Source organism: Bifidobacterium sp. LH_491 (assembly GCF_056356495.1).
Map to the genome: position 1 here is coordinate 723,455 of NZ_JBKEUI010000001.1, position 16,487 is coordinate 739,941.

Genomic DNA, 16,487 nt, shown 5'->3' on the forward strand with positions numbered 1-16,487 from the left:
TGCGCATGGTCGTATGTGGGCCAATCGCCGGCATTGTGCTGTCGCGGTAGTGTGGCACTACGGCAGTCCGGCATCGTGTGTGGCGGAGGTGGTTGACAGGTGAGTAGACTGGTCGCTCGGTAGACTGGCAGGTCGGCGGCTCGGTGACTATGCTCAGACCCATGAACGCATCCGTTTCCGAACATGTCGAAGCATCCGTACCGTTGATTCGAAACGCCGAGGACGGCGATATCGACGCCATTACACGCATCTACAACCAGGCGGTGCTGCGGGGCGGGTCATCGGCCGATCTGACCGCCCGCTCCGTCGAGCAGCGCCGGGCGTGGGTGCAGGCGCATGCGCCGCGCGATCGTTACCCGGTGGTGGTGATGGAATATGACGGTATGGTGGTGGGGTTCGGATCGCTGTCGGCATTCCATGAACGTGCCGGCTACGATGGCGTGGCGGAATTAAGCTACTATCTGGACGAGCGCTGGCGCGGGCGCGGCTGGGGACAGCGCATGGCTCAATGGTTGGTGCATGCCGCGGTGCAGCGTGGCTTTTCGCATGCCACCGCCATCGTGTTCGACGACAACGAGGCTTCCAAGGCCGTATTGCGCCATCTGGGATTCACCTGTTTTGGCGTGTTGCCGCAGGCGGTGCGCAGCGGCGACGGCAAGGTGCGCGACATGGGATACTGGTATCGCACTCTGGCAGGCTAACCGTCGATTCGGCTGGCTACAATGGTGGGGTTTTCTTGATACGTGAGTTGTACGGCATGTGAGGAGTGAAGAGCATGGCCGATATGTGGTTGATCGTCGGATTGGGCAATCCCGGCGCCAAATACGAAGGCACCCGGCACAATATGGGATTCATGGTGGCCGACGTGCTGGCGCAACGATGGTCGGTGTCCTTCTCTGACCACAAAGGTCTGGCCTTGCTGGGCAAAGGCGTGATGCAACTGTCGGGACGCATGGTCAAATTCATGCTGGCCAAGCCATTGACATATATGAATGATTCCGGTGCCGCAGTATCGTCCATCAGCGCTTACTACCAGATCGAACCGGACCATATCGTCGTGGTGCATGATGATATGGATCTGGACTTTGGTCGTATCAAGCTCAAGGCGGGAGGCTCCGCGGGCGGACACAACGGCATCAAATCCATCGACCGTTCGTTGGATACGCCCAAGTACGCGCGCGTGCGTATGGGCGTGGGCCACGCACAACGCGGTGCCCGGGCGCACGACAACACCATCAATTGGGTACTCGGAGGCTTCGGCCCTGAGCAGCGCAAGCAATTGCCTGAATTCTTGGCCGACGGCGCCGATGCCGCCGAAATGGTGATCATCGAAGGACTGCACGCGGCGCAGGAGCGATTCCATGCCCGCTGAATCCACGAAACCACAAGTGTCCTATGGCGCGTTGGCGCAAATACTGGAACGTCTTGACCTTGATGAAGCGCTGCAACGATTGGTACGCGGCGAAATAGACCCTGACCCTCAGGACGGCGAACCCGGTATCGTCGTCGGCGCGGTCGACGGCATCCGCCCGGCGATCGCGGCGCAGGTCGCTCACAGTCGTCCGGTGGTCATGGTGGTGCCATCAAGCCGGGACGCGCAAGACATGGCGGCTTCGTTGCGTTCGTGGTACGACGGCGATCCGAATGACATCGCCCAACTGGACGCATGGGAAACCCTGCCGCACGAACGCCTGTCGCCGCGGGCCGACACGGTGGCCAATCGCATGGCCGTGTTCCGTCGTCTGGCGCATCCACATGGGCACAGTGACATATTCGGTCCGATTCGCCTGTTGGTGATGCCGGTGCGCTCGCTGATTCAGCCGGTGGTGTCGGGCTTGGGCGATATCGAGCCGCTGGTGTTTCGCCGCGGCGAACAGATCGCGCTCGAGGATGCGGTGCGCCGCGTGGTGGAGCATGCGTATACGCGGGTGGATCTGGTGATGGATCGCGGCGAGTTCGCGGTGCGTGGCGGCTTGATCGATATTTTCCCGCCGACATTGCCTCATCCGGTGCGCGTGGAGTTTTTTGGCGACGAGATTGACGGTATTCGGCAATTTCATGCGTCGGACCAGCGCACGTACGGCGAGGACATCGATGAGGTGTGGGCCACGCCATGCCGCGAATTGCCGCTGACCGAACAGGTGCGTGAGCGTGCGCATAGCCTGATCGGCAGCATTCCCAATGCCGAGGATATGTTGGAATCGATTGCCAACGGCGTTGCGGTGGAGGGCATGGAATCCTTGCTGCCCGCGTTGGTGGACGATATGTCGCCTGTGGCGAGCCTGCTGCCTGGTGATGCCGTGGTGATGCTGTGCGATGTGCAGCGTTTGCGCCGAGCGGCCGAAGATTTGACAGCTACGGCGAATGAGTTCTTGGCGGCAAGTTGGCATGTGGCGGCGTCCGGGCATGGCTCGGGTGCGCCGATCAGCTTCGATCAGGCAAGCTTCCTTGATTTTGCGGATAGCGTCGACAGCCTGTCTTCGCGCGGCTGTGAGATATGGCGGCTGACGAGCTTGAGCGTCGATGGGACTCGTGCAGGTCGTGTGGCATTGCCGGCGCGCGGTGCGCAGGAGTATCGCGGTGATGAGGCGAAGGCCGCCCAAGGGCTGACCGGGCTTATCGACGAGGGGTATGCGGTGACGTTGACCGCCGCCGCGCAGGGCACGTTGACTCGGTTGTCCCGCGCGATACAGCTTACTGGCGTGACGGCGTTCGAGACGGTGCGCGCGCAGGTGAGCGATGGTTTCATCGATGAGGCGGCTCGCGTCGCGGTGCTTACGGAGCGCGATCTGACTGGACGGTCGGGAACCTCGGCGTCTTCGGCCGCTCCCAAGCGTCGTCGCAAGGCGCTGGATTTGGTGGAGCTGAAGGCCGGCGATTATGTGGTGCACGAACAGCATGGCATCGGGCGTTTCGTGCAGATGCGCCAGCGTGACATCGGCACGGGGGCGAACAAGACCACCCGCGAGTATCTGGTGATCGAATACGCGCCGAGCAAGCGTAATGCGCCGCCCGACAAGCTTTTCATTCCCACGGATCAGCTCGATCAGGTCAGCAAATACATCGGTGCCGACACGCCGAAGCTCAATAAGTTGGGAGGCTCGGATTGGGCGGCCACCAAAGCCAAGGCGCGCAAGCATGTGCGCGAAATCGCCGACGATTTGGTCAAGCTGTATTCGACCCGTCAACGTGCCGCCGGTTTTGCGTTCAGCGCCGATACGCCGTGGCAGAAGGAATTGGAGGATGCGTTCCCGTATCAGGAAACCGCGGACCAGCTGACCACCATTGATGAGGTGAAGGCCGATATGGAAAAACCGGTGCCGATGGACCGGTTGATCTGCGGCGACGTGGGATTTGGCAAAACCGAAATCGCCTTGCGTGCGGCATTCAAGGCGGTGCAGGATTCCAAGCAGGTGGCGGTGCTGGTGCCGACCACGCTGTTGGTGCAGCAACATTACGAAACCTTCAGCGAGCGTTTTGCCGGATTCCCGGTGCATGTGGCGGCGATGAGCCGTTTCCAGACGGCCAAGGAGATCAAGGAGACGGTCGAGGGCTTGCGCGAGGGCACGGTGGATGTGGTCATCGGCACGCATAAGTTGCTCAACCCTTCGGTGGCGTTCAAGGATCTGGGGCTGGTGATCATCGACGAGGAGCAGCGGTTCGGCGTGGAGCATAAGGAAACGCTGAAGGCGCTGCGCACCAACGTGGACGTGCTGTCGTTGTCGGCGACGCCGATTCCGCGCACATTGGAGATGGCGGTTACCGGCATTCGTGAGATGTCGACGCTGGCCACGCCGCCGGAAGATCGTCTGCCGGTGCTGACGTATGTGGGTGCCTACGAGGATGCGCAGGTGACGGCGGCCATCCGCCGTGAGCTGCTGCGCGGAGGACAGGTGTTCTACGTGCACAATCGTGTCGAGGACATCGGCTCCGTGGCTGAGCGCATTCACGGGTTGGTACCTGAGTCGCAGGTTGCGGTGGCGCATGGCAAGATGGGCGAAAAGCAGTTGGACCATGTGATTCGTGATTTTTGGCACCGTGACATCAATGTGCTGGTGTGTACGACGATTATCGAGACGGGATTGGATATTTCTAATGCCAATACGCTCATCGTCGATCATGCCGACCGCTTCGGTCTAAGCCAGTTGCATCAGTTGCGCGGCCGTGTGGGACGCGGGCGCGAGCGTGCGTATGCGTATTTCCTGTATGATCCGGGCAAGTCGATGACCCAGCAGTCGCATGACCGCCTGGCGACTATCGCGCAGCATACGGCGCTGGGATCGGGATTTGATGTGGCGATGAAGGATCTGGAGCTTCGAGGCACGGGCAACCTGTTGGGCGATCAGCAGTCGGGGCACATTGAGGGCGTGGGCTTCGATTTGTATGTTCGTATGGTGTCCGAGGCGGTGGAGCAGATCAAGGAGCCGCAACGCACCGAACCCGTGGCGGTGAGCATCGACCTGCCCATCGAGGCGTCGATTCCCGTGGACTATATCGATTCGGATAAGTTGCGTCTGGAGGCGTATCGCAAACTGGCCGCGGCGCGTACGGAGGACGATTTGCAGGATTTGCATGACGAGCTTACCGACCGCTATGGTGTGCCGCCTAGTGAGTTCGCGGCGTTGTTCGCGGTGGCGAGGCTACGCAATCATGCGCGGGCCATGGGACTGAGCGATATCATCGCGCAAGGCAAGTCGGTGCGCGTGGGCAAATTCGACCCGCCCGAATCCTTGCAGATGCGCATGTCACGTATTTATCCGGGAGCGCAATACCGTCCGGTGACCCACATGATGACCATTCCGGCTCCCTTCGCCGGATCATTGGGTTCCAAACCGATGGATTCCGATGAGGTGCTGGCCTGGACGCAGCAGTTGTTGGACGATTTGTCGTGGACTGCACAACCGGCATTGGTCGGTCGGTGACTCGCCGTGTGCCTCGTCCACAAACCGCATTATTGTGGAGAGCGTCATCACAACCTAAATTAAAGGAGTAGTTGTGGCAGTAATTGAAAGCGTATACGCGCGTCAGATTCTTGATTCCCGTGGCAACCCGACCGTCGAGGTCGTGCTGGATACCGAAGACGGCGCTCAGGGCCTGGGTCTGGTTCCTTCCGGTGCTTCCACTGGCGAGGCCGAGGCTTGGGAGCGTCGCGATGGCGACAAGTCCGTGTACCTGGGCAAGGGTGTGCTCAACGCCGTCAAGGCCGTGAACGAAGAGATCGCGCCGAAGGTCATCGGCATGGATGCCTCTGATCAGCGTGCGCTGGACGAGGTCATGATCGAGCTCGACGGCACTCCGAACAAGGGCCGTTTGGGCGCTAACGCCATCCTAGGTGTGTCCTTGGCCGCCATCTATGCGTCGGCCGAGTCCGCCGGCATGCCGTTGTACCGTTACCTGGGTGGCACCAACGGTCACATTCTGCCGGTGCCGAACATGAACATCATGAACGGTGGCGCGCATGCTGACTTCGCCACCGACATCCAGGAGTACATGATTTCTCCGTACGGCTTCGAGACCTATTCCGAGGCGCTGCGTGCGGGCGTCGAGGTGTATCACACCCTCAAGTCCGTGCTCAAGAAGCAGGGCCTGGCGACCGGTTTGGGCGATGAGGGCGGCTTCGCTCCGAAGATGAAGTCCAACGAGGATTCCATCAAGTTCATCATGGACGCCATCGCTGCCGCCGGCTATGAGCCGGGCAAGCAGATCGGCATCTCGCTCGATGTGGCTTCCTCCGAGTTCTTCAACAAGGAGACCGGCAAGTACCGCTTCGACGGTGAAGAGCGTGAGTCCGCCTACATGCTGGACTACTACGAGAACCTCGTCAACGAGTATCCGATCGTGTCCATCGAGGATCCGTTCCAGGAAGAGGGCTGGGAAGACTGGGCCGCCATCACCGCGCGCCTGGGCGACCGCCTGCAGTTCGTCGGCGATGATTTGCTGGTGACCAACCCGGCCCGACTGGCCAAGGGCATCGAGCTCGGCGCCGCCAACTCGCTGCTGGTCAAGCTCAACCAGATCGGCACCGTAACCGAGACACTCGACGCGATCGAGCTGGCCACCAAGAACGGCTTCACCTCCATGGTGTCGCATCGTTCCGGTGAGACCCCGGACACCACCATCTCCGACTTGGCGGTTGCCAAGAACACCGGACAGATCAAGACCGGTGCTCCGGCCCGTGGCGAGCGCATCGCCAAGTACAACCGCTTGCTGGAGATCGAGGAGGAGCTCGGCTCCACCGCGCAGTACGCTGGCTACACCGCGTTCAAGGCCTGCAAGCAATACATGTGATCCTAGGCCGGCATTCGTTCGGCTTTAGGCATGTATAGCGCAACCCGCCGCATTCGATTCGTCGAATGCGGCGGGTATTTTCATAGGCATGGCATCATCGACATCGAAGACCGCGCGTGGTAAGCGTTCATCGTCCAAAAGCAGCGCGGGGCCCATAGCGTTTTTTGTGTCGTTGTTTATCGTGGCCATCGGCGCGATTCAGCTGGTATCCACGTTTCAAACCTATGCCTTGAATCTTTCGCAGCTTAATGCACTCAAGCGTCAGGAAGCGTCGCTGGTGCAGAAGAAGCAGGATTTGGAAAACGAGATCAAGCGTTGGGATGACAAAGCCTATGTGACGGCTCAGGCTCGTGAGCGATTGGGATTTGTGTTCCCGGGCGAACAGGCCATTCAGGTGGAACATCCAGAAGCGGTAACGGGGCAGAGCGACGATGAGTCGAGCAAGAATACGCAGTCAGGCGAGACCCGTACCTCATTGCCGTGGTATAGCGAGCTGTCATACGCCTTCCAACAGGCCGATAAGCCGGATGCGGCATCGGAGGGAAGTGAGGCTACGAATACACATGACACAGCCAGTAAGAAAGATGCAGCCACGGATCAGCGTGCTGCTGATGGTGCCCACCAGTAAACGGAATCAGTAAGCGGACAAAGGACAAGGGATGACGCAACAAGGCATGGAGCATCGTGTGCGCGCTATGGTCGACCAATGGTGCGACGCGCAGGTCGATGAGCGTGATATCGCCATCGTGGAACGTCAATTGGGACGTTTTCCCCGTGGTATGGTCGCCGTGGGAGCCCGCTGTGTGTGTGGCAATCCGTTGGCGGTGGTGACGCGGCCTGTATTGCCCGGTGGCGTACCGTTCCCGACGACCTGCTATTTGACCAGTCCTGAGGCGGTTAAGGCGGTGTCTCGCCTTGAGGCGGATGGCTGCATGCGTGCTTACGCCGATATGCTGGAAAATGACGATGACGTGGCGCAAGGCTATGTGCGGGCGCATGAGGCATATTTGATGCTGCGTCATGAACTGGCGTCTCGCCTGGGTGATGATGAGACGCATATCGAGGGCATTAGCGCTGGTGGCATGCCGGAGCGGGTGAAGTGTCTGCATGCGTTGATCGCTCAATCATTGGTGATGGGGAGTGGCGTCAATCCGATAGGCGACTTGGTGTTGGAACGTGTGCACGGGGAATTTGATCCGCAGGTGTGTCGCTGTGCGACGCTATGACTGGTATGCGGCGACGTTAGGCAGCTCGTGCCGTGGCACCGTATGCCGCGTTGGTGAGGAAAAGGAAGGGAACGTATGGAACCGGCGATAGTGGCGGGGATTGATTGTGGCACGAATTCCATTCGCCTGAAGATAGCCGAAGTGGATGGGCATGGCATGCGTGACGTCGTGCCGCGTATGCTGCGGGTGATTCGTTTGGGGCAGGACGTGGATACGGCTCGTCGTTTTGCGCCCGAGGCTTTGGAACGCGCGTATGCCGCAGCCCGTGAGTTCGCACAGGTGCTGGCGCGGCATCGTGTGGATGCGGTTCGCTTTGTGGCGACGTCGGCTACGCGTGACGCCCGTAATCGTGATGAATTTGAATCGCGGATGCAGGAGATTCTTGGCGTGCGCCCCGAAGTGATTAGCGGGCGCGAGGAAGCCGATTTAAGTTTTCTGGCCGCGACGAGCATTGCCGACCGCAGTATGTTGGAGCCTCCGTTTGTGGTGGTGGATTTGGGCGGCGGTTCGACGGAGATGGTGTTGGGCGGCGATGGTGTGTCGATGCCTGTTTCGCAAGTGCAGCATGCCTATTCCATGAATATCGGTTCGGTGCGTATGACCGAACGGCATTTGTTGGATGACCCACCCACGCAACGCCAGATCGACGCGGCCATCGTTGATATCGACGCCCATATCGATGAAGCAATGCGTCGTGTGCCTGTGGGTAAGGCGCGTACGCTGATCGGCGTGTCGGGTACGGTGACCACCATGACCGCGTTGGCGTTGGATTTGCCGACCTATGATCATCGGCGGGTTGACGGCGTGCGATTGCCGTTGACGACGGCCTATGAGGTCAACGACCGTTTTTTGCGCATGTCGCGTGCGCAACGTGCACAATATGCCACAATTCATCCCGGGCGTATTGATGTGGTCGGTGGTGGTGCTTTGGTGTGGAGCCGGGTATTGCACCGCGTGTCGCAGGCGGCGCGTGAGGATCACGGCGTGCCGTTGGACTCGTTTGTCGCCAGCGAGCACGGCTTGTTGGATGGCATTGTATTGGATTGTGGGCGTCGCGTGCTTGCGCAACGCGGCGAGCTGTCCTAATATCGACGCTGACGGGTATTGCCCGTCGCAAGCCCCCTTGGCGGAATCGGTAGACGCAGTGGACTTAAAATCCATCGCCTTTTGGCTTGCGGGTTCAAGTCCCGCAGGGGGTACCGAGGTTTGGTCAGTTGCGCGGTGCGGTTTGCGCCTGACCGGTTGGATGCGGGAGGCGTTCCGTGTCGGCGTGTGCAATGTCATGCGCAATCCATGGCAAATCGTCGTGTGGCTGTGTGCCGCGGGGAGTGATGTCTGATGTTCAGCGTGTTGGAAATGTTCAAGATCGGTGTGGGCCCCAGCTCGTCGCATACCGTGGGGCCGATGTGCGCGGCGCAGGCTTTTGTGGCGAGTTTGGATGACCGCAGTCTGCTGTGGCGTGTCGCTCGGGTGCATACGACGTTGTACGGTTCGCTGGCGCTTACCGGATTGGGGCATGGCACGGATCGTGCCGCTGTGGCTGGGTTGGAAGGCAACATGCCTGATACGGTGGATACCGACCATGTGCTGACGATTCATGAAGAATGTGATCGCCGTGGAACGTTGACGTTGTTGGGCAAGCATACGATCGCCTTCGATTTTGCACAGGATGTCGAGCTTGACGGATGGCATCGTATGGCTGTGCATCCCAACGGCATGCGTTTCGTCGCCTACGACGACCAAGAGGCGGTGGTGGACGAACAGGTGTGGTATTCGGTTGGCGGCGGTTTCGTGCGGCAGGGCCATGTAGACGATCCGGTTATCGGCATGCATGAGCGTGTGCCTCAGGAAGAGACGATGCTGGAGCAGTCTGGCGGCGAACCGAACGATCCGGTGCCATTCGATTTCACGTCCTGCGACGAACTGATAGCCATATGCCGCGAGCATGACCTATCCATTGCGCAGGTGGTGTGGCGCAATGAGCTCACGTGGCGCAGCGATCAGGAGATTCGCTCGATTTTGCTGCATGCGTGGGATGTGATGCGTGATTGTGTGGAGCGTGGATGCCATAGCACGATGGCTGTGTTGCCGGGTGGTTTGCAGGTGCCGCGTCGCGCTCCTGGTATGTATCGGCGCTTGGCCGCACAAAGCGATGTGCTTGGCGCGTCGCGTCGCGCACGTTCGTCAGCGTTGCAGGATTCGGATGCAGCCTGGGTTGATCTGTTTGCGTTGGCGGTGAACGAGGAGAATGCCGGGGGCGGTCGCATTGTGACCGCGCCGACCAATGGTTCGGCTGGTATCATGCCGGCGGTGATGTCGTATTACTGGCATTTCGTAGATCATGCGGATGAGGACGGCATTGTGGAGTTTTTGCTCACGGCTGGTGCGATCGGGTATCTGTTCAAACGCAATGCGTCGATTTCTGGCGCCGAAGTCGGGTGCCAGGGCGAGGTTGGTTCGGCGTGTTCCATGGCTGCCGCCGGATTGTGCGCCGTGATGGGGGGCACGCCTGAACAGGTGGAAAACGCGGCGGAAATTGGTATCGAACATCATTTGGGGCTTACGTGCGATCCGGTGGCGGGCTTGGTGCAGGTGCCATGTATCGAGCGTAATGCGATGGCGTCGAACACCGCCATCAATGCGGTGCGTATGGCGATGCTGGGAGACGGTACCCATATCGTCAGCCTTGACCAAGCCATCAAAACGATGAAGGATACCGGTGAGGACATGATGGCCAAATACAAGGAAACGTCGAAAGGCGGTTTGGCCGTTAACGTGGTGGAGTGCTAAACGACGCTTCGCCGACATGGCTGAGGGCGAACGTGCGCGGATATGCGTCGGTGCCGTCGGCAAGAGTGCTAGTGTAGGTCACATTATGTCTTGTGGAAGGAGACAACAATGACAGGTATGCCTGAGGTGAACGCGGACTTTGGCGCGACTCCGGTGATTACGTTCCCTGGAGAGCAGCCGCCTGCCGGGTTGAAGGCCGTGGAATTGGTGGAAGGCGACGGCCCGATGGTTCGTCGCGGAGATACCGTGACGGTGAACTATCATGGCGTGGTCTGGGGCAAGTCCGACCCGTTTGACTCCAGCTTCCAGCGTCACCAGCCGGCCAGTTTCGGCATTGGCGTGGGCCAGGTTATCAAGGGGTGGGATCAGACCGTGGTGGGGCATAATGTCGGATCGCGTCTGGTGGTGTCGATTCCGCCGGAGTACGGCTATGGATCGCGCGGCGTGCCGCAGGCAGGCATTGGCGGTGGCGATACGCTGGTGTTCGTAATCGACATCATTTCGACGCGATAAAGCATCGGCCGGCGCTACGGACGCTCCGGCGGACAACGAAGACCACTGATCTAAGGAGGGATGATGGCTGAGGAAAAAACAATTCTGCTCACGCAAGAGGCGTACGACAAGCTGAAGGACGAATTGACCTATCGTGAAGGCGAATATCGTGAGGAAATCACTGAACGTATCGCCGCGGCGCGTGCCGAAGGCGATTTGTCGGAGAACGGCGGCTACCAGGCGGCTCGTGAGGAGCAGGGCAAAAACGAAGGCCGTATCAACGAGCTGACCGTGAAACTGCGCAATGCGCAGATTCTCAAGGCCCCTAAGGCCGGTGTGGTCGGCAATGGTTCGGTAGTGACCTTGGATATGGCGGGTCGTTCGATGACGTATGTGCTGGGATCGCGTGATATCGCAGTGGCGACCGATTATGACGTCATCAGTCCCGAGTCGCCGATTGGTGCGGCGATTATGGGAGCGCACGAGGGCGATCAGGTGAGCTATCAGGCTCCCAACGGTCGTGAGATCAGTGTGACGATTACGCAGTCCAAGCCGCTGAACTAGCGTGTGGCCGGCGTACGGCGATGATGGGCGGAGCGCCACCATGCCCCGCCCATCATCGCCGTACGGCTGTTTGACGTGCGCATTTATGATCCAGTCTTGGTGATGTGGTGATGGGGTGTGGCTATCTCGCGTTCCATAGGGCCACGATCACCATGTAGATGGCGACCATATGGCAGGCGTATCCTGCGATGGTGCCTAGGTGGAAGATTTCATGGAAGCCGAAGACACGCGGCCACGGGTCTGGCTTGCGTAGGGCATATACGATGGCGCCGGCGATGTAGCTGGCGCCTCCCGCGGCAAGTAGTGCGACGACGGGAATGCCGGCGTAGGGGGAAGTGAGGAACAGTCCCATGAAGCCCACACCGGCCACGCCGAAGACGATGTAGACGATGACGTATAGCCACCGGGGTGCGCTGATCCAGATGACATGGATAATAAGTGCCACCAAAGTACATGACCAGATACCCGCGATGATGGCGTTGCGCCACGATGGATCCAATGCGAATGACACTGGTGTATAGGTGCCCGCGATGAGAAGGAAGATGTTCATGTGATCGATGCGGCGCAGGATGTCAGTGACGCGCGGCGACCAGTCGCCGACATGGTAGAGCGCGGAGTTGCCGAACAGAATCAACGAGGACAGCATGAAGACGGCGCAAGCCCATTTGAGTCCGGTACCGTGTGCCAGACAAATCAATACGATGCCGGCGGCTAGTGCCAAGGGAGTGGCGCCGAGATGTAGCCAGCCGCGCATAGAGGGCTTGGGTCGGCCGTGTACGTCAAGACGGATGCGCTTGGCGGGCTGGGTATCGCTGCCTTCGAGCCTGGCTATGCGCTGGTGTGCGCTGGCCAGGATGCGTAAGGCTTTGAGGTCGGCTTTGCGGCGTATGCGTTCGGCTTTATGCTCGGCATTGGTGCGTATAGCGTCGATGCGCGTCTGGCGTACTTGCTGGATGAGTTGGGAGCGTTGGTCTGTGGTGTGTTCGCTCCCGCTCGTTGCTGATGTGTGCATGGGTCCTCCATCGTAGGTTACGCAACCGTAACCTACGATACCGTAATATCGTTATTGCTCGCACCATTGGCATGTGGTGTGTCGTGTGATTATGCGTGTTCGTCCGATTGCCTTGCGTATCATGGTGTGCATGGCAGATTTTTCACATATTTTGGCGACCCGTCCCGATTTCGATGAAGAAGACCGCGAGTGGTTGCACCATTTGGTCGCCGATTGGCAGGTTATTGCTGATTTGAGTTTTGCTGACCTGCTGCTGATTGTGCAGGATGGCGAAGGCCATTACGTTATCGCCGAGCAATGCCGTCCTTCCACGGTGATGAGTCTACGGGCTGAAGATGTGGTGGGTAAAGTGATGACCGAAGATATGACCGATGAGTTGGACGCCGCCATACAAGGGGAGGGCATATTCCGCTCCACTGTATTGCGCAGCATCGGTAAGTCCACCGTATGCAATGTGTATGCCCCTGTTCGGCGCCATGGCAAGACGCTGGGGTTGGTAGTGCGTGAAACCAACATGGCAACCCGTGAGTCCAACGGCCGGTATGAATCCGAAAGCATCAACGCCGGTAAGCAACTGTACGAGATGATCGCACGAGGGCAGTTCCCGTATGTTAATCCGGTGATGAATCAACGTCACAATGCCAGGGTGGCCGATGGATTTATCGTGTTGACCAAAGACGGTGTGGTGCGGTACGCCTCGCCGAATGCCATCAGCTGTTTCCGCAGGCTGGGGTCCGTGAGTACGATGCAGGGCCAGTATTTAAGTGAAATCGGCACGCAGCTGCTACGTCGCAACGATCCCGTTCCGGAAACGTTGCCGCTGGTGCTGACTGGCAAGGCTGCGGTGGATTCGGAGTTGGATGCCAATCGGTCCGCGGTTTCCATGCGTTCGTTGCCGCTCTCCGATCCGCAAGGTCGCTGCGGCGGCATCGTGCTGTGTCGTGATGTGACGGAATTGCGTCGTCGCGAACGTGAATTGCAGACAAAGGATGCCACCATTTCCGAAATTCACCATCGTGTAAAGAACAACTTGCAGGCAGTGTCGGCACTGCTGCGTCTCCAAGCGCGCAAAACCTCCTCGCCGGAAGTGAAGAAAGAACTGGGGGAGGCGCAGCGTCGTGTGCAGACCATCGCCATGGTGCATGAAGGCTTGAGCCAAACCGCCGATGAGATTGTGGATTTCGATAAGGTGATTTCCAATCTGCTTAAGATGAGTGTGGACTTGGCAACGATGCGCGACCAGCATATCAGTATTGATTTCGTCGGCAAGTTCGGCATGATGCCGGCGCAGGACGCCACACCGTTGTCCTTGGTGCTTACCGAGTTGATCACCAATGCGGTGGAGCATGGTTTCGAGGGGCGCCATGAGGGGCATATTACCATTTCCGTGGGCCGTGGCGGCAACAATCTCAACGTCGTGGTTGAGGATGACGGCTCGGGGCTGGAAACCGAGGAGCGACAGGGTATGGCCCGTTCGTCCGGGTCTGGCTTGGGTACGCAGATCATCAATACGTTTGTGACCAACGATTTCGGAGGTACGGTGCGTTGGGAGTCCCGTCGTGAGGGCGGTACTCGTGTGGTGCTGGATATGAAATTACGTGCGGCACAGGCAGAGTAGTGTCTGGTGTCGGTGTACGTGTAAAGATGACGTTCGAAGAAAAAGTGGGCACATTTTCCACGGAAAATGTGCCCCAACTACTTAGTGTCGAATGTATTAGGCTTGCATCTGCATGGCCTGCGAGCGACGGGCGCGCATGGCGCGACGCTTCAATGCGCGTCGCTCATCCTCGCTCAGACCACCCCACACGCCGTAATCCTGATTGGTATCCAATGCGCATTTCAGACAGGCGTCGATGACTTTGCACGTACGGCAGACTTCCTTCGCCTCGTCAATCTGCTGATACGCGGTACTGGTGTTGCCCACTGGGAAAAAGAGTTCCGGATCTTTGTCTCGACACGCAGCCTTGGCACGCCAGTCAAATGCACTGCTCATACAATGCCCTCTCTTGATTTAGTTGGTCATCCACTCATTGACTCATAACAGATAACCACGAATGGGGGGATTAATCAAGAGGGGACACGGTGCTTTTTTTGTGTGATGTCAACATTGACGGTTTCGTCAAGGCATGGCGCATTGCATCAGGTGTACGCCGTGAGGTTCGATTAATACGGCGCGTCCGGGCGTGGCGGCATCGCGCATGCTGATGTCGTTGATGATGCTGGCTGGTATGCCGTTGAGGCTGTCGGTGGCGCGATCAGCTGTGGGGAATACCATACGGGTCGGCCAGTCGTCGGGGATGCGCAGCGACCGAGCGCTATGTACGGCGATGATTACGGTGGTGTTGCTGTCGTGTATGGCGTCGAGCCACTGTTGACGCAGCGGATGAGAGGCCATCGGGTCGGCGAGCAGATCGGCGTTGTCGATAAGCCACAATGCGGGACGCGACGCGCAAGACGGTATAAAAGATGTGGCAGCGGGCGAGAACGTCGTGCAAGACGGCGAATCAGGCGAGGGTGAACTGGGCATTGTCGGTGGTGACGGCGGCAATTGGACGCATGCCGGGCACGATGCGACGCTGTCGCTCGCATACGGAGTTTGTGATAAGGCAATCGTGTGCCGTACATGGTAACCGCGTGAGAGTGCTGCCGTATGCAGCGTGGACAAAGCGGTGCTGGTGCCTCGCGAGGGCGGTCCTAACAGGAGGATATTGCCGCGATGGGGGCAGAGTGCAAGCGTCGATGTACGGACGCCGTCGTCGCCCAGCCCGCAGGGCACATCATCCTCATGACAGGCTCCCTCATATGTGACGTGGGCAATGTCCGGCCATGCGACCTGTGTTGGTAGGGGAGCGGTGAAAAGGTCTTGGGGCGGGGAAATGTGATGGAATCGGGCTGCGGTGCATATTGCGTCGACCAGACGATCGAGGCGTTCGCTGGCGGCGCAGCGAAGTGGAACAAGTGCATTGCCGTCCTGACAATACGCCGTGCCAGGCTGGTATGGGCTGATGGAAGCGGCACAAGGCGATCCAAGCAGTTCGAGGGACTGCGTGGAATCGCGCACGCGTAAACACAGATTGAGCGTGATATTCGCTTTCATGGTGGCGCTGACCTGCGCCATGGGGTGTTGGGTGCATACGATGAGATGGATGCCTAGGGAACGTCCTATGGAGGCGATGTGCATCAAGCGTTCCATGGCGTCGGGCAGGCGTTCTTTTAAGGCGTGGAATTCGTCGAGCATAACCACGAGTCGTGCTGGTGGTCGGGCTAGTGCATCGATGTCGCTGGTGTGAGCGGTGGCCACCATGCGTTCACGTCGTTCGAGCTCACGTTCCAGCGCCCGTATGGCGCGCATGGCATGCGCGAGATCCAAGTCGCACACATTGCCCACGGTATGGGGCATCCGTGCCAATTGACGGAAGGTGGCGCCACCTTTGAAGTCTAGAAAAACAAATTGCACGGCATGGGGCGAAAGTTGTGTGCACAATGCCAGGCACCAGCTTTGCAACAGGACGGATTTGCCCGATCCGGTGGTGCCGGCGACTAGTGCGTGTGGTCCTTGGCGGGGCAGGTCGAGGCCCCAAGGTTGACCGTTATGGGTGGCGAATACGGCATGGAAGTATGGAGGGCATAGCCATCGGTAGGTGATGGATTTCCACGGTTGGGAATCGGATAGTCCCAGCAGCTCTTCGAGGCTGCGCATAGGTAGGATGCATGTCGATGCTGAAGCCGGCGCAGCTGCTGGTATGTGGTCGGAAATGGGGGAGGAAATGGGGGCGTCGGGGGATTCGTCGCCGCTGGCGTGATCGCGCCGCATGGCGTTGCGTTGCCGTTGGCGTCGTAGGGATGCCACCACCGTACCGCCGGAGCCAACCAGCGCCGAGCCCATCATCAGTGCGAACATCCATTGTCTTGCCAGGCACAGGGTGACCAGCAGAGCGAGATGGGCGATTAGTGGCAGACAAGTAGCGACATATATGCCCCATTGGGCAAGGATGCGGTGACGGGGATGTGCAATAGGCATACGGCGAGTATGGGCCAAGGGCATGCATGGATACAAGTGTATGTGACTATGGTGGTCGAAGGCCTGACGAGATATTCGCATAGCGATCAGGCGT

14 protein-coding genes and 1 tRNA gene are annotated in these 16,487 nt (G+C 59.1%); 12 read left to right on the forward strand and 3 right to left on the reverse strand.

The window, feature by feature from the left end:
• Positions 1-161 precede the first annotated feature (161 nt).
• From AC1AWK_RS02545 to AC1AWK_RS02595, 11 genes are all read left to right on the forward strand, one after another.
• Positions 162-701: an N-acetyltransferase family protein gene (locus AC1AWK_RS02545; RefSeq protein WP_476567856.1), complete on the forward strand. Its 540-nt coding sequence runs from the start codon at positions 162-164 to the stop codon at positions 699-701.
• Positions 702-775: 74 nt separating this feature from the next.
• Positions 776-1,372, forward strand: a complete 597-nt coding sequence (gene pth, locus AC1AWK_RS02550) for an aminoacyl-tRNA hydrolase (protein ID WP_476567858.1) — start codon at positions 776-778, stop codon at positions 1,370-1,372.
• The gene (gene mfd / locus AC1AWK_RS02555; RefSeq protein ID WP_476567860.1) at positions 1,362-4,922 is read left to right on the forward strand and encodes a transcription-repair coupling factor; all 3,561 of its coding nucleotides are present in this window, start codon (positions 1,362-1,364) and stop codon (positions 4,920-4,922) included. The genes pth and mfd overlap by 11 nt, the downstream gene beginning before the upstream one ends.
• Positions 4,923-4,995: 73 nt before the next feature.
• Positions 4,996-6,288 (forward strand): phosphopyruvate hydratase, encoded by a 1,293-nt coding sequence (gene eno / locus AC1AWK_RS02560; protein WP_476567862.1) that lies wholly within the window; start codon positions 4,996-4,998, stop codon positions 6,286-6,288.
• Between the two features lie 88 nt (positions 6,289-6,376).
• Positions 6,377-6,916 carry an FtsB family cell division protein gene (locus AC1AWK_RS02565; RefSeq protein ID WP_476567864.1) on the forward strand — a complete coding sequence of 180 codons (540 nt, stop codon included), beginning with the start codon at positions 6,377-6,379 and terminating at the stop codon, positions 6,914-6,916.
• 46 nt (positions 6,917-6,962) lie between these two features.
• Positions 6,963-7,514, forward strand: coding sequence for a DUF501 domain-containing protein (locus AC1AWK_RS02570; RefSeq protein ID WP_476569553.1), 552 nt, complete (start codon positions 6,963-6,965; stop codon positions 7,512-7,514).
• Between the two features lie 75 nt (positions 7,515-7,589).
• Positions 7,590-8,600 carry a Ppx/GppA phosphatase family protein gene (locus tag AC1AWK_RS02575; RefSeq protein WP_476567866.1) on the forward strand — a complete coding sequence of 337 codons (1,011 nt, stop codon included), beginning with the start codon at positions 7,590-7,592 and terminating at the stop codon, positions 8,598-8,600.
• Between the two features lie 31 nt (positions 8,601-8,631).
• Positions 8,632-8,713, forward strand: a tRNA-Leu gene (locus AC1AWK_RS02580).
• A gap of 139 nt (positions 8,714-8,852) precedes the next feature.
• Positions 8,853-10,304: an L-serine ammonia-lyase gene (locus tag AC1AWK_RS02585; RefSeq protein WP_476567868.1), complete on the forward strand. Its 1,452-nt coding sequence runs from the start codon at positions 8,853-8,855 to the stop codon at positions 10,302-10,304.
• A gap of 108 nt (positions 10,305-10,412) precedes the next feature.
• Positions 10,413-10,817 carry an FKBP-type peptidyl-prolyl cis-trans isomerase gene (locus AC1AWK_RS02590; protein ID WP_476567870.1) on the forward strand — a complete coding sequence of 135 codons (405 nt, stop codon included), beginning with the start codon at positions 10,413-10,415 and terminating at the stop codon, positions 10,815-10,817.
• A 63-nt stretch (positions 10,818-10,880) separates the two neighbouring features.
• Positions 10,881-11,360, forward strand: coding sequence for a GreA/GreB family elongation factor (locus AC1AWK_RS02595; protein WP_476567872.1), 480 nt, complete (start codon positions 10,881-10,883; stop codon positions 11,358-11,360).
• A gap of 121 nt (positions 11,361-11,481) precedes the next feature.
• On the opposite strand, the gene trhA is transcribed toward AC1AWK_RS02595, so the two are convergent.
• Complete coding sequence (gene trhA, locus AC1AWK_RS02600; protein ID WP_476567874.1) at positions 11,482-12,372, reverse strand: PAQR family membrane homeostasis protein TrhA; 891 nt, start codon at positions 12,370-12,372, stop codon at positions 11,482-11,484.
• 130 nt (positions 12,373-12,502) lie between these two features.
• On the opposite strand from trhA, the gene AC1AWK_RS02605 reads away from it, so the two are divergent.
• Positions 12,503-13,990 carry a sensor histidine kinase gene (locus tag AC1AWK_RS02605; protein ID WP_476567876.1) on the forward strand — a complete coding sequence of 496 codons (1,488 nt, stop codon included), beginning with the start codon at positions 12,503-12,505 and terminating at the stop codon, positions 13,988-13,990.
• A 96-nt stretch (positions 13,991-14,086) separates the two neighbouring features.
• On the opposite strand, the gene AC1AWK_RS02610 is transcribed toward AC1AWK_RS02605, so the two are convergent.
• Together AC1AWK_RS02610 and AC1AWK_RS02615 are read right to left on the reverse strand one after the other, a co-directional pair.
• A complete protein-coding gene (locus tag AC1AWK_RS02610) occupies positions 14,087-14,365 on the reverse strand; it encodes a WhiB family transcriptional regulator (protein WP_476567878.1) in 279 nt (92 codons plus the stop codon).
• Positions 14,366-14,491: 126 nt separating this feature from the next.
• Entirely contained in the window at positions 14,492-16,393 is a 1,902-nt protein-coding gene (locus tag AC1AWK_RS02615; RefSeq protein WP_476567880.1) for an FtsK/SpoIIIE domain-containing protein, read from the reverse strand.
• Positions 16,394-16,487 lie beyond the last annotated feature (94 nt).